Consider the following 24,000-nt stretch of genomic DNA (forward strand, 5'->3'; position numbering starts at 1 on the left):
ACATCCCGCCGCGGCGCGGGGGGTGGGACCGGCCCGTCACCCACGGCGAGCGTGGGCCGCATGAGCGAAGGCTTCGCGCCCAGCACCGTCACGCGGCGCAACATGAACGGAACGCCTCGCTCGACAAGTTGACCGAAACGGTTCGCGACCACCTTCCGGCCAACAGTACGAAACCCAGGAGACGGCGAGCCATCACCTCAATACGTTGATCAAGCACGTTGTGAATGGAACGTACGTTCTAGGAGGGGAATACATCGTGAAGAAGAACCTGCGCCGCATCAGCGCACTGGGCACCGCCGCAGCGGCGCTTTCCGGCCTCGTTCTCGTGGGGGGAACCGCCTCGACGGCGCACGCGGACACGCGCTGCACCTGGGGGACGATCACCATCAACGGGAACCGGGGCGCCGAGGCGCCCAGCACCGCTTCCGGTCACACTCACCGCACCGGCAACCACTACGTGGGTGCGATAGCCAACACTGGCGGCAACGTGGTGGTGGACTGGTACGCCGACAACAACGGCGGCGACGACGGGGACACCTGGGACAGCTACTTCGGAACCATCGTCTGCTGAAGTCGCACGTCCTGAAGCCCTGAGCTGACCGCTGCCTGGGCAAGGCCGCCACCAACGGCCCTGTCCAGGCAGCGCACTTCACGACACGAAGGCGAACATGTCATGACCCGAGCCCTCGGCATCCGGCCGGCCGCAACACTCGCCGTAGCGCTCGCCGCCGCGGTCATCGTCTCCGGCTGCGCGACCACAGACGCGACATGGGACGAGTCGGCCGAGCGGCCCCCAACGGCCGGCAATCCCCTCGAAGCCATGAAGGGGCTGCCGCAGGGCACCCCCGTCCCGTACGGGCGCCTCACGCCCGGTACCTGTTCGAATCACTGGGGGCCGGTGCGTGCCGATGAGAGCGTCGGTACGGTCGACTGTGCCGGCCCGCACGTGTTCGAGGTCGTGTCCAAGGCCGTCCTCCGCGAGGCCGCGAGCGCGCCGCACCCCGGCGAGCGCGTACTCGCGGACAGGTTGCGCACCGCGTGTCAGGCAGCGCTGGACCCGCTCGCCGCCGGTGCGCCGGGCACCCGCATCCGGTTGCACTTCATGGCGTACGACAAGGAGTCCTGGGAAAGCGGCAACCGCACCGGCTACTGCGCCATCACCTATCCCCAGCCCACACGTGGCAGCCTGGGCGCCGCCGCGGGAGCCGGCAAGACCGCCGCCGGGCAGGGCACTTCGTGACGAACGAGACAGTGGAGCCGGCGGAGGAGCTCGTCCGTTTCGACCGCGTCACCAAGCGGTTCCGCACGGCCCGCGGCAAGCGGCAGACCGCGCTCGACGGCTTCTCGATGAGGATTCCGCGCGGTTCGATCGTCGGCCTGCTGGGCCCCAACGGCTCGGGCAAGACGACCGCCCTCAAGGCCCTCCTCGGGCTCGTGCGTCCCGACGGCGGCACGATCACCGCGTTCGGGCACCGGCTGCCCGCCGGTCAGCGGTTCATCGCCGCGCGGATGGGCGCCCTGATCGAAGGGCCGGCGTTCACCGGCTCCCTGTCCGGCGAGCACAATCTGCGGTTGCTGGCCGAGCTCCACGGCGCCGGCCGGGACGCGGTCACCGAAGCACTGGAGCTCGTGGGCCTCACCCAGGACGGGCACCGGCCGTACTCCGGATACTCCCTCGGTATGAAGCAGCGCCTCGGGGTAGCCGGCGGTCTGTTGCCCTCGCCCGATCTGCTCGTGCTGGACGAGCCCATGAACGGCCTGGATCCCGAGGCCGTCAGGGACATGCGCTCCCTGTTCAGCCGGCTGCGCGACGAGCGCGGGATGACGATCGTCGTCTCGTCCCACATCCTTGCGGAAGTGGAACTGGTCTGCGATCGCGTCACCATCGTCAGGCACGGCTCGGTCATCTGCGACGAGCCGGTGGACCAGCTGCTCGCCCACCAGCCGACGCGCGTCGTCGTGCGGGTGGAGGACGTGGCCGCCGCCCGCTCCGCGCTCGAGGAAGGGGCGCACACCGTGACTCCGGCGGTGGGCGCGCAGGGACCCGAGCTCCACATCATGACCACCACGTCGAGCCCCCTGATCACCCGGCTGCTGGCCGATCGAGGCATCTACCCGCACGAAGTGCGCCTCGAACAGCCGTCGTTGGAGGACGCGTACATCGCGGCCATCCACAAGGCGGACGAGGCCCTCGCGTGAACCGCGAGCTCCCCGTCGTGGCGGCCGAACCCGTGCCGCGTGTCGCGTCCCCCTCGCACCCACCGTCCTGGAGGCGCCTCGTCGCCGCCGAGCTGCACCGTCTGCTCGCTCCTCGCGGCACACGCATCGGCGCCGTGTTGGTCCCGGTCACCGTCGTCCTCTTCGGCCTGTCCAAGCTGTTGCTGCACGACGCGGACACGTCTCAAGCCTGGCTGGAGGCCCAGGCACGCTTCCGGCGGTTCCAGTCGGACGCGGCCGAGTTCGGCCTCCCCACGAACGAGGCCGTCGGCCCGCGGACCTTCTTCGAGGATCCCCGCTACCTCATGGACCCGCTCTCCTTCGCGGACCTGCGCACGCTCATCGGCGCACTGGCGGCCGCCGCCGTCGTCTTCGGCATCTTCAGCGGCGGGAGGGACTGGTCGTCCCGCGTCATGCTCACGCTGGCCACCGTCGAGCCGCGCCGCGCACGACTGTTCGGCACCCGTGCGCTCCTGGTCGGAGGCGTGGCCGCGGGTGCCACCGCCGTGGCAGGTGCCCTGTTGGTCCCGCTGCTGCTGCTGGCCGCGGTGAGCTGCGGCTCGACCGGCGGCCTGGACGGCTCGTACTGGGCCGCCCTGACGAGCCAGTACCTGCGCGGCATCGTCCTCGTCGCCCTGCTCGCCCTGCTGGGTTACGCCCTCGCCATGCTCGTCCGGGGCACCTCGCCGGCACTGGCGATCGCCTTCCTCTACCTGGCGAGCGCGGACCGGATCTTCGGCGGGCGGGGCCCCCGGCTGGCGGAGTACGACATGGATGGCCTCGTCTTCGCCGTCCTCAACGAGAAACCCGTGGTCCCGCTGGCCGAGTCCGACTGCTTCGCCGGGCCGGGCTGCGAGGCGGCGCACGTCGACCTGACCACCGCAGACGGCTTCGTCGGCGTGCTGCTGTATCTCGGTCCGGTGCTGCTCCTGGCTCTGTGGCGCTCCACCAGAACGGACATCACCTGATGACGACGCCCCTCGCCGCCGCCCCGGGCCGCGCCCGGACACTGCCGCTGGCACGTCTGGCCAGGGCCGAACTCCACCGCCTGGTGAGCCCGCGCCCCGTCCGCTGGTTCCTGTACGCGCTGGCGCCACTGCTGCTGCTCTACGCCGCCGCGGCGTTCGCCGGCCACCACACCGACGTGTCCGCCGCCTGGGGCGCGGCCGAGGAGGCGCACCGCCGGTACGTCGAGGAGGCCGCGCGGCGACCGGTGGGCACCTGGGAGGAACTGTCGCCGCGTTCCTTCTTCGACGATCCCCGCTATCAGATGGCCAAGGCGTCGTTCGTGGACCTGCGGGCCGTGTGCACCGGCCTCTCCATCATCGCGCTGGTGCTCGGCCTGTTCAGCGGCGGCAGGGACTGGTCCACCCGCGTCATGCTGACCCTCACCGCGGCCGAGCCCCGCCGGTTGCGCCTCTTCGCGGTGCGAGGCCTGCTCGTGGCGGCCGTCGTCGTGGCCATGACGCTGCTCGCGGTGGCGCTGCTGCTGCCGCTCCTGCTCGTCGTGGCCCAGTTCAGGGGGACGTCGGCAGGCACGGACGGACACTACTGGTGGGTCGTGAGCGTGATAGCCGTCCGGGGAGCGCTGTTCGTCGGGCTGATGGCGCTCATCGGGTACGGCCTGGGAATGCTGGCACGCAGTCAGGTCACCGCGCTCGGGATCGCCCTCGTGTATCTCGTCGCCGGGGAACGGCTGGTCAAGGACTACGCGCCCGGGCTGGTGGAGTACCACCTGTCCGGCATCACCTTCGCCGTCTTCGACGAGCGGCTTCTCATGGCGTCCGACCGGACGACATGCGTCGGGGACATCGCGTGTGCGGCGATGCGGGAGGGGACGACGGCCACGCAGGCGTTCCTCGGTCTGATGCTCCATCTCGTACCGGTGGTGTCGGCCGCCGCCTGGCGTTTCCTGCGCCAGGACATCAGCTGAGCGTCCCGGACCCCGACGGGACCGGCGCGCGCCGCTCCCGTCGCACCAGCCAGGCCCCGCCCACGCACACGAGCCCGGCCAGGACGAAGCCGTACGCCGGGGTGTGCCCCGACGGCTGGGTCTCGTACGGCAGGGCGGCCGACAGGACCGCGAGGGCGGGGACGATCCGGCTGTCGGGCGTGGCGGTGGCGGCGAGCGCGGTCACGCTCCACAGGAGGTACCAGGGCTGCACCACCGGCGAGAGGGCGACCAGGGCGAGGAGGGCCAGGCCCAGGGCGTGCGCGGGGTGGAGGTGGCCGCGCAGGGAGCGCCAGGCCAGGTACGCGATGAGCGCGAGCGCGGCGGCGAGGCCGAGCTGCTGGACGGCGGCCTTGACCGGCGCGGGGTCCGTGCCCGCGAGGAGGTGCAGCGCGTGGCCGAGGCCGAGACCGAGGTCGCTGGTGGCGGACAGGGCGGTGTGGATCGTCCCGGCGACGCCCTGGGTGCGGAGCCAGCCGAAGCCGGTGCCCGTCAGCAGTGTCGCGGCGGCGGCGACCGCCGCGGCGACCAGGCCGGGGGCCAGCAGGCCTGTGGCGAGGCGCCGGGCGCGGGGGCCCGCCGCCGCGCGGGCGACGATCACGCCGATGAAGAGCAGCGCCACGGCGGCCGGTGACTTGACCATGGCGGCGAGACCGACGAGCGCGCTGCCGAGGATCCAGCGGCCGCGCAGGGCGCACACCACACCCGCCAGCATCAGGGCGATCATCAGGCCGTCGTTGTGGACGCCGCCCACGACGTGGATCAGCAGCAGCGGGTTGAGCGCGCCGAGCCAGAGCGCACCGCTCTCGCTGCCGCCCCGCTCGCGGGCGAGGCTCCGCAGCGCCCACGCGGTCAACGCGAGCGCGCCGACGGCGATCAGCCGCAGGCCGAGGACGGCCGGCACGATCGTTCCACCGGTCACCCAGGTCACCGCCTGGGCGAGCGCCAGGAAGACCGGGCCGTACGGCGCCGGGGTGTCGGTCCAGTGCCCGCCGACGCTCGCCGCCGCGTCCCCGCCGAGCCCGCCGGGGTCGAGCACCGAGGGCCCGGCGCCGTAGACGTCGTGTCCTTCGAGGACCATCGCGCCCTGGGCGATGTAGCTGTAGGCGTCGGCGCTGTAGAGCGGCGGCGCGAGCAGCAGCGGCCCGGCCCACCAGGCCAGGGTGCGGAGGGTCTCGCGTACGGGCACCTCACGGGCGCCGCGCCCGTACCCCCACCAGGCGGCGATGAGCAGCGTGAGTCCGGCGTACGCGAGGACGGCGGCGGCCACGGTGGTCGCGGTGCCGTGCGCCACCCACAGGCCCCACGGGTCGCGCGCGGGCAGCGATCCGGCCGCCCAACCGCCCGCGGCCACCGCGACCGCCCCGGCCACACCCAGTCGGCGGTACCCGACCGCGCTGATCTCCCACATGACCGGCCAGCCTAGGCGCTGGCGGCGGGGCTCCTGCTTCGGAGCAGCCACGGTTGCGGGGAGCACCCGCCCGCCTACCGTGAGTGGTGATCCACCCCTCACCCCAAGGGAGGCGCCATGCGCCGCATCGCCACCGTCTGCATCACCCTGGCCGCCGCCGCGGCCGTCGCCGTCTCCGGCGCCACCGCCGCGTTCGGCGCGCAGGGAACCCTGTACGTCGATCGCACCGCCGTGCCGAACCCGAGCGGCTGCTACGACTTCCACGCCATCGAGCCGCTCGTCTACAACCTCACCAACGACGTCGTGATCGTCTACGAGCTCCCCGGGTGCACGGGCGAGGTCGAGGAGATCGTCGAGGCGCACGACTGGGAGGAGGACGTCGACGGCATGAGCCTCTTCGTCCGCTGATTCCGTCGCCGAATCCGTCGTCGAATCCGTCGCCCATTCCGTCGACGACAGCGGTCCGGGCCGGGCGCCGAGTGGCACAAAACACGAGGCGCCCCTCCCGCCACCGCCGTAAGCTCGCGATATGCAGGTGATCCAGTCCACGAAGCTCGCCAACGTCTGTTACGAAATCCGCGGCCCGGTGCTCGAGGAGGCGATGCGGCTGGAGGCTGCAGGTCACCGGATCCTCAAGCTCAACACCGGCAACCCCGCCGCCTTCGGGTTCGAGTGCCCGCCCGCGATCCTGGAGGACATCCTCCGCAACCTCGGCGAGTCGCACGGCTACGGCGACGCGAAGGGCCTGCTCTCCGCCCGGCGCGCGGTGATGAGCCACTACGAGACCAAGGGCATCCCCCTCTCGGTCGAGGACATCTACCTCGGCAACGGTGTCTCCGAGCTCATCCAGATGTCCATGCAGGCGCTGCTCGACGACGGCGACGAGGTGCTCGTACCGGCGCCGGACTACCCGCTGTGGACGGCGTCCGTCTCCCTGGCCGGCGGTACGGCGGTGCACTACCGCTGCGACGAGCAGGCGGACTGGATGCCGGACCTCGCCGACATCGAGCGCAGGATCACCGACCGCACCAAGGCGATCGTCATCATCAACCCGAACAACCCCACGGGCGCGGTGTACGACGACGAGATGCTGCGCGGCCTGACGGAGATCGCCCGCCGCCACAACCTGGTCGTCTGCTCGGACGAGATCTACGACAAGATCCTCTACGACGGCGCCACGCACACCCCGACCGCCGCGATCGCGCCCGACCTGCTGGTGCTGACGTTCAACGGCATGTCGAAGAACTACCGGGTGGCCGGCTACCGCAGCGGCTGGCTGGCGGTGTGCGGCCCGAAGGCGCACGCCTCCTCGTACATCGAGGGGCTGACGATCCTCGCCAACATGCGGCTGTGCGCCAACATGCCGGCGCAGCACGCGATCGCCGCCGCGCTGCAGGGCCGGCAGTCGATCGAGGCCCTGGTGCAGCCGGGCGGGCGGCTGCTGGAGCAGCGGGACGTGGCGTACGACCTGCTGGTGCAGATCCCGGGCGTCACGTGCGTGAAGCCGAAGGGCGCGCTGTACCTCTTCCCGCGGCTGGACCCGAACGTCTTCAAGATCAAGGACGACCGGCAGATGGTGCTCGACCTGCTGCGGGCCGAGAAGATCATGGTGGTGCACGGGACGGGCTTCAACTGGCACGAGCCGGACCACTTCCGGATCGTGACCCTGCCGAACGCGACGGACCTGGCGGACGCGGTGACGCGCATCGGGAACTTCCTGGACGGCTACAGCCAGCCCTGAACCCGGCACTTAAAGCGAACTCAACTTTAGACAGATTCCAATGTAGGATGGCCTCCTGTCCAAGAGCAGGAGGCCGTCCACCATGTACGAACCGATCCGCACCAAGTCGGTCCACCGGATGGCCGGCGACGCCCAGGACCGGATCCCGCACCGCTCCCGCGAGGAGGAGCTGGACATCCAGCTCGCCGGACACCTCGCCGCGCTGCTCGCCGTCACCGACGAGCTGGGCGACGACGCGGCGGCGGAGCGCATCGCCCAGCAGGTCGCCCGGCTGCGCGGCGCGCCGCCGGCCCGGCACGCGGGCCTCACCGGAGCCGAGCCGGCGGATCTGCACCGCCGCGCCCACACCCTCGCGGGCCGGGCCCTGGTCGTCGCCGCCTCCCGCGCCGACACGGCCGCCGCGATCCTCGCCGCCGAGCGCATGGACGCGCACAGCGCCGCACTGGAGCGGCCGCGCCCGGTCGGCGCCCTCTGAACGGCCCCGGCCCGCGGCCGTCTCAGGCGCGCGGGCCGGGTGCCACCCACCCCGCTCCCCGAGGGGAGCTCAGCGGCGGTGGCGTCAGCGGACCACCCGCACCGTCGCCGCGGCGCTCGACGCCGCGTGCGTGTCGTCACCGGCGTACGTCACCGTGTACGTCACCGCGCCCCGCGTCCTCGGCAGGTCGTTGATGCGGAACGTGCCGTCCGCCGCGACCGCCACCGAGGTGAGGGTCCCGCTGCCCAGCCGGTCGGCGCGCTGCACCCCGAGCGTCAGCCCCTGCGGCAGCGCCGGGCCCTGCGTGGTGAGCCTGCCCGTGATCTCCAGGCCCGCGCTCTTGGACGCTTCGGCGGGCGCGGTCAGCGCGATCGCGGTGGGCGCCTTGGCCACGGACACGATCAGGCTGACGTCCTCGGCCGGCCGGTGGGTGAGGTCGCCGAGGAAGGAGAGCGTGTACGTCGACTGCCCCACCCGCGAGGGCACGTCCAGCACGGTGAACGTCCCGTCGGCGGCGACCTCGGCGGCGGCGGTCTTCCGGGTGCCGTCGGCGTCGGTGCGTACGGCCGTGACCTTGGCCGGTTCGACGGGCGCCGGGCCGTCCAGCTCCAGCCGGCCCCGGATGCCGACCGGCTCGCCGATGACGGCCTGGGCGGGGGTGGAGGTGAGCGTGCCGGTGAAGCGGGAGTCGTACTGCGCGGCCGGCGGCTGGATGACGTGCAGCCAGAAGGCGTTGCCGCCGGCGTTGGTGGTGAGCGCGAAGAGCCGGGAGCCGTCCGCGGACCACTCCATGCCGCGCGGGACGACCCGGCTGCCGTCGAGCTCGCCCTCGTAGGCGAACTCCAGCGCGGTGGTGCCGTTGGCCGGGTCGGCCGGCTGGATCAGCAGGTCCGGCGTGGAGCCGCCGGCCGAGGCGCCGCGGGCGATGTACTTCCCGTCCCCGCTGAAGGCGACCCCGGAGGCGACCGCTCCCTCGGGCAGCGGCTGGTACGGGGTCGGGGCGTCGAGCAGGTCACCGGAGTTCAGCAGCCGGGTGCCGTACGCGGCGTCGGCGACCGCGAGGTGCTTGCCGTCCGCGCTGACCGCCAGGTCCTTGAGGTCCAGGCCGCCCTTGCCCTCGGCGTCCGCGAAGCGGCGCGAGTCGCCGCGCACCGGGGTCTCCCCGCTGCTGTCGAAGGAGGTCAGGGCCGGGTCGGTGGCCTTCTCGTTCTTGGCCTGGCCCATGAAGAGGCGGTTCTCGGCGCCCGCACCGGTCTCCAGCAGCATCCGGCCGGTGACGTTCCAGCCGGTGGCGGCCTGGACACCGCCGCTGACGGAGTCGAGGGCGTGGACGGCGTACGCGCACTCGGAGTCGTACGGGGCGTTCCCCCTGGTATGCCACTGCTTGCCGCCCGAGAAGGCGAGTTCACGACCGCACGTCTCGCTGTACGCCGGGGTCCGGCCGGTCTGCTGGAGCGTGCCGGTGTCGTACGCGGCGATGAACTCGCGCTCACCGGCGTACAGCGTCGCGCCGTCGGCGCTCAGCGCGAGCCCGGTGACCGGGCCGGTGCCGGTCAGGACCGCGACCTGCTGGCCCTGGAAGTTGTAGACGAGGACCCGGCCCTTGTCGTTGTAGTAGTAGGACTGCTTGTCCGCGATGTACACGCGCTCGTGCGCGGAGTCGACGGCCATCGCGGAGTACGAGGAGATCGGCAGCTTGGCGACGACGTCGCTCGCCTCGGCGGCGTACGCGGCGGGCGCGACGGCCGTGGCCAGGCCGGCCGTGCCGAGGGTGAGTGCGAGGGCGACGAGCGTGGATGTGGCGCGCCGCCGGGAACGCACGGACGGTGCGGACGGTGCGGACGGTGCGGACGGTGCGGATGCTACGGACGTACTCAACTGGGCCCCCCACAGGCATGGTTGCCCCCTCCGCGAGGAGAGGGACACGTGGGGGAAATGTAACCGCTGTGCACAGATTGCACACAGGAGTTCGAAAAGCAGGCGCGGAAAAATCCGGCCCGCGCAAATCGGCCCCCGGAGCCTGAGGGGGCTCCGGGGGCCGGTGCATCGCGGCGGGTCATTCGTGAACCCACAGGTCAGGGCGGATGCAGGCTGACCCGCCGCGAGGTCTTGGCGCGGGTCAGCCCAGGCGGGCGACCAGCGAGCGGTACTCGTCCCACAGCTCCTTCGGCGTGTGGTCACCGAAGGTGTTGAGGTGCTCGGGGATGAGGGCCGCCTCCTCGCGCCAGACCTCGGTGTCGACCTTCAGCAGGAAGTCGAGGTCCTCGTCGGGCAGCTCCAGGCCGTCGGTGTCGAGGGACTCGCGCGTCGGCAGGATGCCGATCGGGGTCTCGACGCCCTCGGCCTTGCCGTCGAGGCGCTCCACGATCCACTTCAGCACGCGGCTGTTCTCGCCGAAGCCGGGCCAGACGAACGTGCCCGCGTCGTTCTTGCGGAACCAGTTGACGTAGTAGATCTTCGGCAGCTTGGCGGCGGCCCCTCCCCGCGCGGCGTCTTCACCTACCTTGATCCAGTGGGCCATGTAGTCGCCCATGTTGTAGCCGCAGAACGGCAGCATGGCGAACGGGTCGCGGCGCAGCTCGCCGACCTTGCCCTCGGCGGCGGCGGTCTTCTCGCTCGCCACGTTGGCGCCGAGGAAGACGCCGTGCTGCCAGTCGAAGGACTCGGTCACCAGCGGGACCGCGGTGGCGCGGCGGCCGCCGAAGAGGATCGCCGAGATCGGCACGCCCTTCGGGTCCTCCCACTCGGGCGCGATGATCGGGCACTGCGAGGCGGGCACGGTGAAGCGGGCGTTGGGGTGGGCGGCCGGCGTCTCGGAGTCCGGCGTCCAGTCGTTGCCCTTCCAGTCGACGAGGTGCTTGGGCGCCTCCTCGGTCATGCCCTCCCACCACACGTCGTTGTCGTCCGTGAGCGCGACGTTGGTGAAGACGGCGTTGCCCCACAGGGTCTTCATGGCGTTGGCGTTGGTGTGCTCGCCGGTGCCGGGCGCGACGCCGAAGAAGCCCGCCTCGGGGTTGATCGCGTACAGCCGGCCGTCCTCGCCGAACCGCATCCACGCGATGTCGTCGCCGATCGTCTCGACGGTCCAGCCGGAGATCGTGGGCTCCAGCATCGCGAGGTTCGTCTTGCCGCAGGCGGACGGGAAGGCCGCGGCGACGTACTTCGCCTCGCCCTGCGGCGGCGTGAGCTTGAGGATCAGCATGTGCTCGGCGAGCCAGCCCTCGTCGCGGGCCATGACGGACGCGATGCGCAGGGCGTAGCACTTCTTGCCGAGCAGGGCGTTGCCGCCGTAGCCGGAGCCGTACGACCAGATCTCGCGGGACTCCGGGAAGTGCGAGATGTACTTGGTGGTGTTGCAGGGCCACGGCACGTCCTCCTGGCCCTCCGCGAGCGGGGCGCCGAGGGTGTGGACGGCCTTGACGAAGAAGCCGTCGTCGCCGAGCTCGTCGAGGACGGCCTGGCCCATGCGGGTCATGGTGCGCATGGAGACGGCGACGTACGCGGAGTCGGTGATCTCGACGCCGATGGCGGAGAGCGGCGACCCGAGCGGGCCCATACAGAAGGGGACCACGTACATGGTGCGGCCCTTCATGGAGCCGCGGAAGATGCCCTCGTCACCCGTGAAGATCTCCCGCATCTCGGCGGGGGCCTTCCAGTGGTTCGTGGGGCCCGCGTCCTCCTCCTTCTCGGAGCAGATGAAGGTGCGGTCCTCGACGCGGGCGACGTCGGAGGGGTCGGACGCGGCGTAGTACGAGTTCGGGCGCTTGATCGGGTCCAGCTTGCGGAACGTGCCCTTGGCGACGAGCTCGTCGCACAGACGCTCGTACTCGGCTTCGGAACCGTCGCACCAGACGACGCTGTCCGGCTGCGTGATTGCTGCGATCTCGTCGACCCAGGAGATCAGTTCCCGGTGGTTGGTGGGGACGACGGTGGAGGGAGCCGCGTTGTCGCGCGCCACGATTGCTCCTTGTTGAGGGGTTTGAGGTTGTCTGCCCCGTGGGGGCTGCGACCCGGATGCTTCACGGCATTGATCTCCTGGCGCTCATCCGGTGCCGACCGCACTCATCTGATCATCCGCGTCCGGTGCGCATATGTCCAGAGGGCCTCTCACGTGAGCATTGCCACTCATTACGCCCCCACACCTCCCTCATCGGCCTCCAACACCCCACGTATGGAGGCGTCGGTAGCATTCCGACATGACTGCAGCGGCCATGCCCGATGAAACCGACGACGTGACCGAGATAACACCGAGCGTGTCGAAGCCGAAGCTGCGTGGCTGGCTGCACGCCGGGATGTTCCCCGCCGCACTGATCGCCGGCATCGTCCTGACCGCGCTGGCCGACTCCACGCGCGGCCGGATCGCGTGCGGCATCTACGCCTTCACCGCCTGCGCGCTCTTCGGCGTGAGCGCGCTGTACCACCGGGGCGACTGGGGCCCGCGCGCCACCGCCGTACTGCGTCGGCTCGACCACGCCAATATCTTTCTGATCATCGCGGGCACCTATACCCCGCTGACGCTGCTCCTCCTCCCCGACTCCACCGGGCGGGTGCTGCTGTGGGCGGTCTGGGCGGCTGCGGTGGCGGGGATCGCGTTCCGGGTGTTCTGGGTCGGCGCCCCGCGCTGGCTGTACACGCCGTGCTACATCGCGATGGGCTGGGCGGCCGTCTTCTTCCTGCCGGATTTCGCCCGCAAGGGCGGCATCGCCGTGCTGGTCCTGGTGGTCGTCGGCGGCCTGCTCTACAGCGCGGGCGGCGTGGTGTACGGCTTCAAGCGGCCGAACCCGTCACCGCGCTGGTTCGGCTTCCACGAGGTGTTCCACTCCCTCACCCTGGCGGCGTTCGTCGCCCACTACGTGGGGATCTCGCTGGTGGCGTACCAGCACGCCTGAGCCGCGACAATGGGTTCCATGGCCGCCCGCACCCCGCTCCTCGCCGCGCGTCAGCCCATGGGCCTGCGGGAGCGCAAGAAGCTCAAGACCCGCATCGCGATCAGACGGGCCACCTACCGGCTGATCGCCGAGCGCGGGTACGAAGCGACCACCATCGAACAGATCGCCGAGGCGGCGGAGGTCTCGCCCAGCACGGTCATCCGGTACTTCCCGGCCAAGGAGGACATCGTCCTCACCGATGAGTACGACCCGGTCATCGAGGCGGCGCTGCGCGCCCGGCCCGCCGGCGAGGAGCCCCTGCGGGCGCTCCACGCCGTGCTCACGCAGGCCGCGGCCGAGCTCCTGGAGCACGAGCCGGAGGAGATGCGGCAGCGCGCCCGGCTGCTGGTGGAGGTCCCGGCCGTACGGGCCCGGATGACCGAGACCATGGCCGAGACCTCCCAGCCGCTGTCCCGCGTCCTCGCCGACCGCACCGGGCGGGCCGCGGACGACCTGGAGGTGCGGGTCTTCACCGCCGCCGTCATGGGCGCGCTGCGCGAGGTGCTGCTCCATTGGGCGGAGCGCGACCAGCGGGACGATCTGATCGCGCTCATCGACCGGGCGTTCGACACGCTCAGCGGCGGCCCTTCCCTGTAGCGGTGTCCCCCTTTCCGCAGGCCAGGCCGTCGCGGTTCGGGTCGAGCCGGAGCGGGTCGTCCTTGCCATTGACCTTCAGGCGGCCGTAGTCGTGCGCCGCCAGCCAGTCGCAGCGGGCCTTCGTCGTCGCCTTCACCGACGCCGGGAACGCCGTCGGCACGCACACCCCGGCCGTGCCGTAGTGCCGGTCGCACCCGGCGATCCGCGGGCTGACCGGGGCCGAGTCCCGCTTCTTCAGCGGCTTCTTCGGCGCGGCGGCGAGGTCGCCGGCGAAGTCGTGGACGTGCGCCGACCTCTCCGCCTCCGCCGCCATCGCCGCGGGCCCGCCGAGGTGCACCCACTGGGCGAGGGACGGGACGCCGTGCGCGTCGACCGCGAAGAGCATGTACCAGCCGGGCGGGGCGAGGTTCGGGTTCCCGGTGACGTTCAGGTCGACCGTCCGGTCGTCGATGACGGACAGCGGCAGGTCGACGAACCGCTGGTTGGGGTCGGAGGAGTGGGTGACGGCCGCCGGCCGGATCAGCTCCGCCTTGGCGATCGGCCGGTCCACCGTGATCCGCTGGGTGTCGCCGTAGTTCCAGCGGCCGTCGATCACCGAGGTGATCTTGGGACGCGGGCCCTTGAGCAGGTACGGCGGCGTGTAGATGGACACGTCGTGGTTGTACGAGCCGTTGCCGGGGTTGTCGCCGACAGCCATCACCCGGCCGTCGGGCAGCAGGAACGCCGAGGAGTGGTAGCCGCGCGGGACCGGGTCGGCGGCCATGCCCGCCTGGTAGGTGTCGGTGGCCGGGTCGAAGAGCGACGCCTCGTACACCGGGTCGGCCCGGTCGTGCAGCGCGCCGCCGGTCTCCAGGACCTTGCCGTCGGGCAGCAGCACCGCCGAGACGTACATCTTGCCCTCGTCGCCGGTCTGCGGGCGCTTGCCCTGGCCCTGGTCGACCAGGCCCTGCGGGAGGGGCGGGCCGGCGACGTACGCCGGGTTGGGCTGCTTGAGGTCGATGATGTCGGTGAGGCGGTTGGCGGCGGGGTTCCGCTCGTTGTTGCCGCCGCCGATGGTCAGCACCCGCTGGTCCTGCGCCGGGGGCAGCAGCACGCTGGCGGACTCGTCGCGCTCGTCCTTGTTCCGCAGGCCCGGCACGTCGGTGATGGTGTTCTTGTCGTAGTCGTAGATGGAGGCGCCGGTGCCGGGGGTGCCGTTGCCGAAGGTGTGGCTGCCGGAGTAGAACAGCCGCCCGTCCTGCATGAGGATCATCGACGGGTACAGGCCCCAGTACGACCAGGTCTGCTTGACCTCGTTCGTCGGCAGCCACTTGTTCTGCGCGGCGGAGAACCTCTCCGCCGTCACGTTGCCGGTGGAGTCCTCCTTCAGGCCGCCGAAGGAGATCACGTCGCCGTTGCCGAGGATCGTCGCCGACGGGTACCAGTGGCCGTCGTGCATGTCGTTGGTCCTGGTGTACGACTCGGTCGCGGGGTCGAAGACGTACGAGTCCTTCAGGCCCTGGTAGCCGATCTTGCCGTCGGCGGACGGGTAGCCCTTGTTGCCGCTCATGACCAGCACCCGGCCGTCGGACAGCTGCACATGGCCGGCGCAGAACATGTCGACGGGGGTCGGGATGGTCTTGAAGGAGCCGTTGGCCGGGTCGTAGACGGCGGAGGTGAAGGTGCCCGCCTTGAACATCTCCGGGTCGTTGCCGGACCCCGCGATCAGCAGCACCTTCCCGTTGTGGAGGACCACCGAATGCATGGAGCGGACCGGGTTCTTGACGCCCAGCACCTCCCACTTGCCCTTCGCGCACTCCTCGGCCGTGCCCGTGCAGACCGGGTCGGGCGCGGGGGCCGCGACCTCCTCCATCACGTAGTCGTCGGTGGTGACGCTGCCGGTGCCGAAGACGGACACGCCCCAGGCGATGCGGTCCGTGCCCGGCGGTACGGCGGGCGTGCGCACCTCGGCCCGGGTGTACGCGCCGGCCATCGGGAGGGTCTTGAGGTCCGTCCAGTACTGCCAGCCCGCGCCCGTGTCGTGCCGGAAGAGGGTGATCGCCGTGTCGGGAGTCGTCGACTTGTACCAGAGGGACAGGTCGTACTGCCGCCCGGCGACGACGGGCGGGGCGCACGCGTCGGACTCGGTGATCAGGGCCTTGCGGTCGCCGTCGACCCGGCGGGTCAGCTCGACCTTCATGGCGCCGGTGCCGGAGTGGGCGTCCGTGGTCGTGGTGAAGGTGGCGTCGTTGTCGCCCCAGCCGGACGTGGACCAGCAGGCGGGCATGCCGTCGTGGCCGGTCCCCGGGGTCTCGAAACCGGGGTTCTTGATGAGGTTGACCCCGGCGGCGGCCGGGGGCTGGGCCGCCAGGAGCAGGCCGGAGGTCATGGCGCCGATGGCGAACAGCGCCACTCCCCGCCTTCGTCGAGGGGTCCGTTTCACCGGGGGTTCCTTCCCGTGCGGGCCGCACGCGCTCTGCGGGGCAGGTAGACCAGCGCCTCCGTCCCCGCGAACCGCAGGACGAAGGTGGTCAGCAGCGCGAGGGCGGTGGCGGGCAGCGCCGACAGCTGGAGCTGCCCGACGAACAGGGCGATCAGCGGGATGCGCACGACGAGGTCGGCGTTGGCGAGCAGCGCGAAGCGGCCGACGCGGTCGGCCCAGTGGCGGTGGTGGCGGCGGTCGCGGAAGAGCAGCACCTCGATGAGGAGGAAGTTCCAGGCGACGCCGAACTGGTTGGCGAGGATCTCGGCCGGGAGGTAGTGCACCCCGAGGCCGGTCAGGACGTACAGGGCGGCGAGGTTCGGTACGAAGCCGGTGAGGCCGATCAGTCCGAAGGCGGCCATGCGCGCGAGCGGCGACGCGGTGCGCAGCTCGACGAGGTGGCGCAGGAAGCGCAGGCCCTCCTTCGCCGTGGACTTGGACTCGCCGGCGTACCGCTCCTCGAAGACGAACGGCACCTCGGCGACCCCGGTCGGCCGGCACCGTACGGCCAGCTCCAGCAGGATCTTGTAGCCGAGGGGCTTGAGGGCGTCCGCCGTCACCGCGGAGCGCCGGATGGCGAAGAAGCCGCTCATCGGGTCGCTGACGGAGCCGAGGGCGCGCGGGAAGGCCCCCTTGGCGAGCCAGGTGGCCCCGCGGGAGACGGCGACGCGGTAGCCGCCCGCCAGTCCGGCGCGGCTGCCGCCCGGGAGGTAACGGCTGGCGACGACCAGGTCGGCGCCCTCCTTCTCGCCGGTGGCGAGGAGGTCGGGGACGAGCGCGGGCGGGTGCTGGAGGTCGGCGTCCATGACGACGACCCAGTCGGCGGTGGCGGCCTTGAGGCCCTCGACGACGGCGCCGCCGAGGCCGCCGTCGGGCGTGTCGCGGTGGAGGACGGTGACGGGGAACGGGCAGTACCGGGCGGCGTCGGCGATCACGGCGGGGGTGTCGTCGGTGGAGTCGTCGACGAAGACGACCTCGCACGGGACGCGGTGGGGCACGGCGTCGGCGATGCGGCGCAGCAGCTCCCGTACGTTCCCCGCTTCGTTGAAGGTGGGGATGACGACGGTGACGGCTCCCGGCTCGGGTACGTCCCCGGCGACCGGGGCGACGTGCTCGGCGCCGGTGGGCTGGATGGTCAAGAGGCCTCCGCTCCGGTGATCTTCCGGATCTCGATCCGCTCCTCGCCCTCGCCGAAGGTGGCGACCGGCGTCGAATGCTCCAGCGCCGCCTTGACGTTGGGCAGGTCACGCGCGTCGCGCCGTACGGTCGGGGAGGCGACGACGTAGTCCAGGTCCCGCCAGCCGCCGGGCAGGGTCTTCGTCACCGCCGGGTCGAGGTCGGCCTTGTAGAACCAGATGGCGCCGAGCCCCGGCTCGTACCCGGCGTGCACCAGGTCGAGCCAGAGCGCGTCGTCGACCAGCACGCGCGTGCGCGCCGGGTCCGGGACCTCGTGGGAGAGCCAGGAGGCGGCCGCCCGGTAGGGGGCGTTGGCGTCGGCGGTCATGGCGGTGCGGTCGCCGTCGTACCAGCGCGGGACGACGTACACCGCGGCGGCCGCCGCGAGCAGGACGGCGGCCGTCCGGCGCGCGGGGACCAGCCCCGGCAGCGGGCGGCCCTTGCGCAGGACGGCGTGGGCGACGCTCGCCGCTCCCCCGGCGAGCACCAGGGCGAGGAAGGGCAGCGCCTGGATGACGTACATGGCGGGCAGGTAGCCGGAGGGGCGCATCGCGACGAGGGCCAGGATGGCGACGGCGAGGGCCGGCCCGGCCAGCGCCCGCGCGGTGACCGACCAGCGGAGGGTGACCAGGAGCAGCGCGGCGCCGGCGAGGCCGCCGAGCGGCAGGACCCGGTCGTAGTAGAGCCAGCTTTCGAGGACGCCGTGGGAGCCGGTGCCCTCGGTGAGGATGAAGCCGGAGCCGGGGCGGCTCATCTGGTACGTGATGCCCTCCCACAGCGACACGTGCCCGGCACCGGGCAGCAGTTCGCCCTTGAGGAGCGCGAACAGCGGGTACGTGAGGCCGATCAGCACGCAGGCCGTGACGGCGCCGGTGACGGCGAACTTACGGGTGTCGCGGTGGCTGTGCCGCCACATCGTCACCAGCAGCGCCGGCAGGACGACGAGCATCGTCTCCTTGGTGAGGACGCCGACGGCGGCGGCGAGGCCGGCCCCGAAGTGGTGCCAGAGGTGGCGGTTGGGCGAGGCGGCCAGGCAGAACGCCAGCAGCATCCACATCACGGCGAGGTTGTCGAGGAAGATCTCCCGCTGGAGGACGACGGAGAGCGGGGAGAGCCCGAACAGCGCCATGGCGAGGCCCGCCGCCCAGCGCGGCAGCCACAGGCGGCGCGCCAGCACGTACAGCATCACCGCGGACGCGGCCGCGACCAGCAGCATCGCGAAACGCATGGAGGCGACCGTCATCGACTCGGGCGCCAGGAGCGACGGTATCCACGTCAGGGCGGCTATCTGCATCCAGCCGAGCGGCGGATGGTCGTACCAGTACGTGTAGTGGGCGAGGCCGTGGCCGTTCTGCACGGCCCAGGCCTGGGCGAGGTAGGTGCCCTCGTCGTCGCTGAGGGTGGGGTAGTGCTGGATGTTCCAGCCCTGGACGAGCAGGATCGCGGCGAGCAGGACGCCGCACAGGACCAGGTCGGGGCGCGAGCCGCGGAAGCGGACGACGGGCCGGGTGACGAGCCGTCTCTTGTCGGGCGGCGCCGGGACGGCCGCCTGCGGGGCGGCGGCGGCGTGCGGTGCGGGCAGGGTCGCGGTCATCGGGTGGCCTCCTCTCGGACGAGGTGGGCGCCGACGTGGCTGGTGAGCTCCCATTCGTTGCGGCCGCGCTGTTCGCGCCAGACCGCGCGGACGGCCGCGCCCGCCAGCAGCAGCTGGTAGAAGGGCCCGCCGACGATGAGCTTCAGGTAGTGGACCAACCGCACGCGCAGCCCGTACTGGCGGCCGAAGTCGTGCAGTCCGACGATCTCGAAGACGAACGTCACCAGGGCGGTGATCATCGGCAGGAAGGTGATGAAGGCGATCCCGACGGGCACGTCGAGGAAGAGGGCGACCGCGGCGTTGAGCGGGATGACGACGCCGGTGAAGGCCTGCATGAACGGGGTCATGAGGGTGTAGCGGGCGAGCATCCGCTGGCCGAGGGTGGGCAGTTGGCGCCAGTCCTTCTTGCGGTAGACCTGGAGGAAGCCCTGGTTCCAGCGGGTGCGCTGCTTGAGCAGGCTCACCAGGGTGCCGGGGGTCTCCTCGCGGGTGACCATGTCGGCGTCGTACGCGACGACGACCTTCTTGCCCGTGCTGGAGAGGCGTACGCCCAGGTCGCAGTCCTCGGCGAGGCAGTCCTGGTCCCAGCCTCCGGCCTCGCGCAGCACGTCGGTGCGGACGAAGACGGTGTTGCCGCCGAGCGGGATGAAGCCCTTGGCGGCGTGCAGGTGGAGGCGGGAGCGGAACCAGAAGAAGTACTCCAGGCAGTTGCGCAGGGAGTACCAGCTGGAGTGGAAGTTGATCAGCTGGACGCCGCCCTGGACGACGTCGGCGCCGGTGGCGGTGAAGGCGTGGTCCACGTGGGCGAGCAGCTCGGGGTGGACCTGGTCCTCGGCGTCGAAGACTCCGACGACGTCGCCCCGGCAGTACGGCAGGGCGGTGTTGAGCGCCTTCGGCTTGTTCTTGGTCTCGTGGGTGTCGACCACGACGCGTACGCGCCCGGGGTCGCGGGCGGCGGCGCGCTCGGCGACCTCGGCGGTCTCCGGGTCGTCGTGGCCGACTATCACGATGATCTCGAAGTCGCGGTGGCTGGACTCCCGGAGCCGGTCGATGGTGTGCTCCAGGACGAGCTGTTCGTGCCGGGCGGGCAGCAACAGCGAGAAGGACAGGCCCTGTTGGCCGTCCGGGCGGGCGAATCGGGTGGCGGCGAGCGTCTCCGGCGTACGCCAGGCGTGCATCTGCCACCAGAGTGTGAACGCGGCCATCCAGAACAACGCCAGTGAAACGGCAGCGACGAACAGCGATAGGAGCACGGAAGGTCCCCCCTCGGACCTGCCGCGGTGACGCGGGCGCGCGGTCAGGTACGGCGCGCGCCACCGCGACGGTGGTCGATCCCCGGATCGAAAAGCAGCTTTTCGGGGCGGATCGCGGCAGGACCCCCCTGGCCGTCGACGCCCATGCGCGACGTCCGCACACGCCCTCCCCAGAACGCGTGCGGAGTCTCCTCAACTCCTCGTGCAGACGAGAATAGAGGCCGGGACCGACACTCAGGGGCTATCCCGATAAAAACATTGTTTCCGTCGTCAGTTGGACAGTTTCCGACCGAGTTCGGCCACGTCCGTGGTAGGCGCGTCGCAGACGAAGTGGCGGCACACATACGCCGCGGGCCGCCCGTCGATCAGCGGACGGTCCCTGAGCAGCGGGAACTCGTCCCCGGCGCCCGGCCGCCCGAAGGCCACCACGGCCCCCGGCGCGGTGCCGAGCAGCGCCGCGCGGTGCAGCGCCCGGGCCTCCTCCGCGTCCGCCCCGCCGACGACCGCGACCTCGCGCGGCCCGTCGAGCACCGCCTCGGCGACCGCCAGCCCCCAGCCGATGAAGCGCGGCGCGCGCGGTCCGAGCGCCTTCACCACGCCGAGGGCCTGCTCGGCGGCGGTCCGGTGGGCCTCGGAACCGGTGTGGGCGGCGTACGCGAGCAGGGCCCCGGCGGCGGCGGTCCAGCCGGAGGGGGCGGCGTTGTCGGTGGGGTCCTGCGGGCGGCGGATGAGCCGCTCGGCGTCATGGGCCGTGTCGTACAGCTCGCCGCCCTCGCCGGTGAACCGGTCCAGCACGATGTCGAGCAGGAACCCGGCGAACTCCAGCCACACGCCCTCGCCCGTGACCGCGGCCAGGGTGAGGAATCCTTCCGCCACGTCGCCGTAGTCCTCCAGGACACCGGCGTTGGCGCCCACATGGCCGTCCTTGGAGGTACGGGCGAGCCGCGCCGAGCCGTCCATGTGGAGGCGTACGAGGAGGTCGGCGGCCTCCGTGGCCCGCTCGACCAGGTCGGGCCGGTCGAAGAAGGCCCCGGTCTCGGCGAGCGCGGCGATGGCGAGCCCGTTCCAGGCGGCCACGATCTTGTCGTCCCGGCCGGGGCGGGGCCGCCGGTCGCGTGCGTCGAACAGCCGCCGCCGGATGCCCTCGATCCGCTCGGCGTCGGCGACCCCGGCGTCCTGCGGCAGCTGCAGCACCGAGGAGCCGTGCTCGAAGGTGCCCTCCTCGGTGACACCGAAGTGCCGCGCGGCGTGGGCGGCGTCCTCCTCGCCCAGCACCTCGCGCAGCTGCTCGGGCGTCCACACGTAGTACGCGCCCTCGACGACCTTGCCGCTTCCGTCGTCGCTGTCCGCGTCGAGCGCCGAGGCGAAGCCGCCCTCGGCGGTGCGCAGTTCGCGGACCATGAAGTCGGCCGTCTCCAGCGCCACCCGGCGGGCCAGGTCACTGCCGGTGGCCCGCCACAGGTGCGCGTACACCCGGCACAGGAGCGCGTTGTCGTACAGCATCTTCTCGAAATGGGGCACGACCCACTCGCGGTCCACCGAGTAGCGGGCGAACCCGCCCCCGAGCTGGTCGTAGATCCCGCCGCGCGCCATGGCCTCGCACGTGTGGGCCGCCATCTCCAGCGCGCCCTCCGCGCCGGTCCGCGCGTGGTGCCGCAGCAGGAACTCGACCACCATGGACGGCGGGAACTTCGGCGCCCCGCCGAACCCGCCGTACTTCGCGTCGTAGTCCCGGGTCAGCCCCAGCAGCGCCTGCGCCAGCTCCTGCTCACCCGGCACCCCGGCCCCGCCGAACGCGAGCGACCGCCCGGCCAGCTCGCGCACGATGTTGCCCGCGACCTCCCCGACCTCCTCCCGCCGGTCCGTCCACGCGACCCGTACGCCTTCGAGGACCTGGAGGAAGGACGGCATGCCGTGCCGGGGCTCGGGCGGGAAGTACGTACCGAAGTAGAACGGCTCCGCATCGGGCGTCAGGAACACCGTCATGGGCCACCCGCCCTGCCCGGTGGCGGCCTGCACCGCCTCCATGTACACGGCGTCGACGTCCGGCCGCTCCTCGCGGTCGACCTTGACGGGCACGAAGTGCTCGTTGAGGTAGGCGGCGGTGGCGTCGTCCTCGAACGATTCGTGCGCCATGACATGACACCAGTGGCACGCTGAGTATCCGACCGACAGCAGAACGGGCACATCGCGCCGTCGTGCTTCCTCGAACGCCTCCGGTGTCCAGGGCCACCAGTCGACGGGATTTTCGGCATGCTGCAGCAGATAAGGCGAGGTCACACCAGCCAACCGGTTCATACGATCCAGCCTCTCACAGTGCCTGGCGCGACCGGGGAAACCCTCACGCGCCCGCCTCGCTTGGCCGAATTGCACTCCTGGTCCATCTCGTGGTGGCAAATCCACCTCCCTCCCTCCGGAGCGGGCGGCCTGGCACCTCGGAACAGTAGGCTGAGCGCAGCAGTGCTGGCCCTGCCGAGGCTCCTCGAAGGAGGTACACCATGACCGCCGAGATGGTGGCGCCCGCGTGGATGCATTCGCAGATCAGCGCGGAGCAGTACGACTCCTGGTCCGAGGAGCAGTGCGCCGGCATCGAGATCGTGGACGGGATGGTCGTCGTGAGCCCGAGCGTCTCCAAGCGGCACAACCGGCTGGCGCGGGTCCTGGCCAATGCCCTGGACGCCGCCGCGGGCCCGGACTGGAACGCGGACACGGACTTCGACGTCCGCCTGCAGGACGTTCCGCTCACCAACCGCCGTCCGGACGTCATCGTCTACCGGGCGGAGACGATCGACCTCACACCCACCCGCCCCGAGCACGTACTCCTGGTCGTCGAGGTCGTGTCGCCCGGTTCGGAGACCACGGACCGGATCGTGAAGGTGGACCAGTACTCCAAGGCCGGCATTCCCTTCTACTGGCGGGTCGAGCAGGCCGCCACCGGGCTCCCGATCGTCTACACGTACGTTCTGGATCCCGCTACCAGGGCCTACCGGGACGGCGAGGTGTTCACCGGCACGGTGAAGGCCACCGCACCTTTCTCCATCACGGTCGATCTCGGGGCCCTGTAAGGAACCGAGGCGTCGCCCCGTTGTCGACCTTTGGCTGTCAGCGGGCTTTCGGGGCATGCCGAGCCTTGCGGAATCCATCACCACCGGATCTAGAAGGGCCTGCCTTCTTCGACTGGTCGACGCCACCATTCGGTGGACTTGAAGCAGCCCATGAGCCAGTGTGCTTCGGCACCGTCAAGGATGATGCCCCCGATCGACGGGACGAGATCGAGGCGAAGCATCTGCTCCTGGATGCGCACGGGCTCCCAGTCGAGGTCGTGATGCAGCAACACCGCGAACGGCTCCCCGCGCTTCTGCCAGAAGACCATGGGCTCGCCAACTTCGTTGACGAACGGTTTGACGATGTCGTTCGGCTCGAAGTCGACGTCCGCCATGTCCGCCCATCTGCCGACACCCTCGCGCTCCCGAGCCAAGTAGTTTCGCATGCGCTGGACGAAGGCCTCGAAGGTGGAATCGTCCAGCGCGCACTCCCGCCGGACGACAACGGACTTCAGCGTCTTGCGCAGCGCTTCTGCTCGGCGAAGCTGACGAGTCGCATTGGCCCAGAAGAGGCCATTCCGCTCGGGGTCGTGGACGACGCAGAGCACCGGCAGGCTGCCGTCGCGCCAATTGTCCCCATGGTCCCCGACCTGGACGCGGTACCCCCGCCGGGTGCGCGTCGAGACCCCGCCCTTGACCTGCACGGCCAGAGAGTCCGCTGTTCGTCGCCCATCCCGGACGAAGGTGACGTGCAGATCCTCTCCGTGGTCGTTCGCGCCGTCGATTTCCTGCACGATGTGGCCGTTCCGCTCCAGCAACGAACGCACCTCGTTCACGGCCATGCGTCCAACGCGCCGGCTCTCAGGAACCTTAGGCATCTCGCCCTCCTGTTGATCTGCTCGGTCAAGGCTAAGGCAGCGCACCCACACGCAAGCCGACTACGGAGACGTCGAGTTGACGCACCAAGACAGGCGAGGGCGGGGGTGGCGGCGAAGAGCCAGCCGCTCACCGGATGGCGTCGGCGAGTTTTCCGTCACCGCGATCTCATAGAGAAGGAGCAGCCGGCCCGCTCGTTGGCGCTCGGCTCCCGAGCGCTCGCCCCCTGACTTCCGACTGCGATGACTGGTCGAAGCTCTATGGGAAGCGCGTGGC

Annotated in this window: 20 protein-coding genes; 11 read left to right on the plus strand and 9 right to left on the minus strand. The window is 71.2% G+C overall.

Going from position 1 to position 24,000, the window contains the following annotated elements; translation table 11 throughout:
* Positions 1–256 precede the first annotated feature (256 nt).
* The 5 genes from AB0A69_RS28060 to AB0A69_RS28080 all read left to right on the plus strand — a co-directional run bounded on the left by AB0A69_RS28060 (position 257) and on the right by AB0A69_RS28080 (position 4,150).
* A complete protein-coding gene (locus AB0A69_RS28060) occupies positions 257–571 on the plus strand; it encodes a hypothetical protein (RefSeq protein ID WP_361427840.1) in 315 nt (104 codons plus the stop codon).
* Positions 572–673: 102 nt separating this feature from the next.
* Positions 674–1,240 (plus strand): septum formation family protein, encoded by a 567-nt coding sequence (locus tag AB0A69_RS28065; RefSeq protein ID WP_361427842.1) that lies wholly within the window; start codon positions 674–676, stop codon positions 1,238–1,240.
* Positions 1,237–2,199, plus strand: a complete 963-nt coding sequence (locus AB0A69_RS28070) for an ABC transporter ATP-binding protein (RefSeq protein ID WP_361427844.1) — start codon at positions 1,237–1,239, stop codon at positions 2,197–2,199. Before AB0A69_RS28065 ends, AB0A69_RS28070 begins: the two co-directional genes overlap by 4 nt.
* Positions 2,196–3,185 (plus strand): hypothetical protein, encoded by a 990-nt coding sequence (locus AB0A69_RS28075; RefSeq protein ID WP_361427846.1) that lies wholly within the window; start codon positions 2,196–2,198, stop codon positions 3,183–3,185. The genes AB0A69_RS28070 and AB0A69_RS28075 overlap by 4 nt, the downstream gene beginning before the upstream one ends.
* Positions 3,185–4,150: a hypothetical protein gene (locus AB0A69_RS28080; RefSeq protein ID WP_361427848.1), complete on the plus strand. Its 966-nt coding sequence runs from the start codon at positions 3,185–3,187 to the stop codon at positions 4,148–4,150. The genes AB0A69_RS28075 and AB0A69_RS28080 overlap by 1 nt, the downstream gene beginning before the upstream one ends.
* On the opposite strand, the gene mptB is transcribed toward AB0A69_RS28080, so the two are convergent.
* A complete protein-coding gene (gene mptB / locus AB0A69_RS28085; protein ID WP_361427850.1) occupies positions 4,143–5,579 on the minus strand; it encodes a polyprenol phosphomannose-dependent alpha 1,6 mannosyltransferase MptB in 1,437 nt (478 codons plus the stop codon). The genes AB0A69_RS28080 and mptB overlap by 8 nt on opposite strands.
* 117 nt (positions 5,580–5,696) lie before the next feature.
* Between mptB and AB0A69_RS28090 the strand changes: the two genes are divergently transcribed.
* The 3 genes from AB0A69_RS28090 (at position 5,697) to AB0A69_RS28100 (ending at position 7,795) form a co-directional block, all read left to right on the plus strand.
* Positions 5,697–5,987 carry a hypothetical protein gene (locus AB0A69_RS28090; protein ID WP_361427852.1) on the plus strand — a complete coding sequence of 97 codons (291 nt, stop codon included), beginning with the start codon at positions 5,697–5,699 and terminating at the stop codon, positions 5,985–5,987.
* Positions 5,988–6,108: 121 nt separating this feature from the next.
* Positions 6,109–7,320 (plus strand): pyridoxal phosphate-dependent aminotransferase, encoded by a 1,212-nt coding sequence (locus AB0A69_RS28095; protein ID WP_361427854.1) that lies wholly within the window; start codon positions 6,109–6,111, stop codon positions 7,318–7,320.
* An 82-nt stretch (positions 7,321–7,402) separates the two neighbouring features.
* Positions 7,403–7,795 carry a hypothetical protein gene (locus AB0A69_RS28100; protein ID WP_361427856.1) on the plus strand — a complete coding sequence of 131 codons (393 nt, stop codon included), beginning with the start codon at positions 7,403–7,405 and terminating at the stop codon, positions 7,793–7,795.
* 84 nt (positions 7,796–7,879) lie between these two features.
* On the opposite strand, the gene AB0A69_RS28105 is transcribed toward AB0A69_RS28100, so the two are convergent.
* Both AB0A69_RS28105 and AB0A69_RS28110 read right to left on the minus strand, forming a co-directional pair.
* The gene (locus tag AB0A69_RS28105; RefSeq protein ID WP_361427858.1) at positions 7,880–9,616 is read right to left on the minus strand and encodes an Ig-like domain repeat protein; all 1,737 of its coding nucleotides are present in this window, start codon (positions 9,614–9,616) and stop codon (positions 7,880–7,882) included.
* A gap of 298 nt (positions 9,617–9,914) precedes the next feature.
* Positions 9,915–11,753 carry a phosphoenolpyruvate carboxykinase (GTP) gene (locus tag AB0A69_RS28110; RefSeq protein WP_361427860.1) on the minus strand — a complete coding sequence of 613 codons (1,839 nt, stop codon included), beginning with the start codon at positions 11,751–11,753 and terminating at the stop codon, positions 9,915–9,917.
* A gap of 238 nt (positions 11,754–11,991) precedes the next feature.
* Here AB0A69_RS28110 and AB0A69_RS28115 point away from each other — a divergent pair, with 238 nt between their 5' ends.
* A complete protein-coding gene (locus AB0A69_RS28115) occupies positions 11,992–12,684 on the plus strand; it encodes a hemolysin III family protein (RefSeq protein WP_361427862.1) in 693 nt (230 codons plus the stop codon).
* An 18-nt stretch (positions 12,685–12,702) separates the two neighbouring features.
* A complete protein-coding gene (locus AB0A69_RS28120; RefSeq protein ID WP_361427864.1) occupies positions 12,703–13,320 on the plus strand; it encodes a TetR family transcriptional regulator in 618 nt (205 codons plus the stop codon).
* On the opposite strand, the gene AB0A69_RS28125 is transcribed toward AB0A69_RS28120, so the two are convergent.
* The 5 genes from AB0A69_RS28125 to AB0A69_RS28145 all read right to left on the minus strand — a co-directional run bounded on the left by AB0A69_RS28125 (position 13,298) and on the right by AB0A69_RS28145 (position 22,102).
* A complete protein-coding gene (locus AB0A69_RS28125; RefSeq protein ID WP_361427963.1) occupies positions 13,298–15,688 on the minus strand; it encodes a galactose oxidase-like domain-containing protein in 2,391 nt (796 codons plus the stop codon). The two genes, AB0A69_RS28120 and AB0A69_RS28125, sit on opposite strands and share 23 nt — an antisense overlap.
* Positions 15,689–15,738: 50 nt before the next feature.
* The gene (locus tag AB0A69_RS28130; protein ID WP_361427866.1) at positions 15,739–16,920 is read right to left on the minus strand and encodes a glycosyltransferase family 2 protein; all 1,182 of its coding nucleotides are present in this window, start codon (positions 16,918–16,920) and stop codon (positions 15,739–15,741) included.
* Positions 16,917–18,551 (minus strand): phospholipid carrier-dependent glycosyltransferase, encoded by a 1,635-nt coding sequence (locus AB0A69_RS28135; RefSeq protein ID WP_361427868.1) that lies wholly within the window; start codon positions 18,549–18,551, stop codon positions 16,917–16,919. Before AB0A69_RS28135 ends, AB0A69_RS28130 begins: the two co-directional genes overlap by 4 nt.
* Positions 18,548–19,804: a glycosyltransferase gene (locus AB0A69_RS28140; protein ID WP_361427870.1), complete on the minus strand. Its 1,257-nt coding sequence runs from the start codon at positions 19,802–19,804 to the stop codon at positions 18,548–18,550. The genes AB0A69_RS28135 and AB0A69_RS28140 overlap by 4 nt, the downstream gene beginning before the upstream one ends.
* Positions 19,805–20,074: 270 nt before the next feature.
* On the minus strand, positions 20,075–22,102 hold the full coding sequence (locus tag AB0A69_RS28145; protein ID WP_361427872.1) for a thioredoxin domain-containing protein: 2,028 nt from the start codon (positions 22,100–22,102) through the stop codon (positions 20,075–20,077).
* Positions 22,103–22,302: 200 nt separating this feature from the next.
* On the opposite strand from AB0A69_RS28145, the gene AB0A69_RS28150 reads away from it, so the two are divergent.
* On the plus strand, positions 22,303–22,869 hold the full coding sequence (locus tag AB0A69_RS28150; RefSeq protein WP_361427874.1) for a Uma2 family endonuclease: 567 nt from the start codon (positions 22,303–22,305) through the stop codon (positions 22,867–22,869).
* 89 nt (positions 22,870–22,958) lie between these two features.
* On the opposite strand, the gene AB0A69_RS28155 is transcribed toward AB0A69_RS28150, so the two are convergent.
* A complete protein-coding gene (locus tag AB0A69_RS28155; protein ID WP_361427876.1) occupies positions 22,959–23,690 on the minus strand; it encodes a DUF4365 domain-containing protein in 732 nt (243 codons plus the stop codon).
* Between the last annotated feature and the right edge of the window lie 310 nt (positions 23,691–24,000).

The organism is Streptomyces sp. NPDC045431, assembly GCF_040646655.1.
In the GTDB taxonomy this organism is placed as follows: domain Bacteria; phylum Actinomycetota; class Actinomycetes; order Streptomycetales; family Streptomycetaceae; genus Streptomyces.

Excerpts from the sequence above, each read along its gene's own strand:
- AB0A69_RS28095 (WP_361427854.1), top strand. The coding sequence starts at position 6,109 with ATGCAGGTGATCCAGTCCACGAAGCTCGCCAACGTCTGTTACGAAATC.
- mptB (WP_361427850.1), bottom strand. The coding sequence starts at position 5,579 with ATGTGGGAGATCAGCGCGGTCGGGTACCGCCGACTGGGTGTGGCCGGG.
- AB0A69_RS28125 (WP_361427963.1), bottom strand. The coding sequence starts at position 15,688 with ATGACCTCCGGCCTGCTCCTGGCGGCCCAGCCCCCGGCCGCCGCCGGG.
- AB0A69_RS28145 (WP_361427872.1), bottom strand. The coding sequence starts at position 22,102 with ATGAACCGGTTGGCTGGTGTGACCTCGCCTTATCTGCTGCAGCATGCC.
- AB0A69_RS28090 (WP_361427852.1), top strand. The coding sequence starts at position 5,697 with ATGCGCCGCATCGCCACCGTCTGCATCACCCTGGCCGCCGCCGCGGCC.
- AB0A69_RS28155 (WP_361427876.1), bottom strand. The coding sequence starts at position 23,690 with ATGGCCGTGAACGAGGTGCGTTCGTTGCTGGAGCGGAACGGCCACATC.
- AB0A69_RS28120 (WP_361427864.1), top strand. The coding sequence starts at position 12,703 with ATGGCCGCCCGCACCCCGCTCCTCGCCGCGCGTCAGCCCATGGGCCTG.
- AB0A69_RS28115 (WP_361427862.1), top strand. The coding sequence starts at position 11,992 with ATGACTGCAGCGGCCATGCCCGATGAAACCGACGACGTGACCGAGATA.
- AB0A69_RS28065 (WP_361427842.1), top strand. The coding sequence starts at position 674 with ATGACCCGAGCCCTCGGCATCCGGCCGGCCGCAACACTCGCCGTAGCG.
- AB0A69_RS28100 (WP_361427856.1), top strand. The coding sequence starts at position 7,403 with ATGTACGAACCGATCCGCACCAAGTCGGTCCACCGGATGGCCGGCGAC.
- AB0A69_RS28135 (WP_361427868.1), bottom strand. The coding sequence starts at position 18,551 with ATGACCGCGACCCTGCCCGCACCGCACGCCGCCGCCGCCCCGCAGGCG.
- AB0A69_RS28080 (WP_361427848.1), top strand. The coding sequence starts at position 3,185 with ATGACGACGCCCCTCGCCGCCGCCCCGGGCCGCGCCCGGACACTGCCG.
- AB0A69_RS28150 (WP_361427874.1), top strand. The coding sequence starts at position 22,303 with ATGACCGCCGAGATGGTGGCGCCCGCGTGGATGCATTCGCAGATCAGC.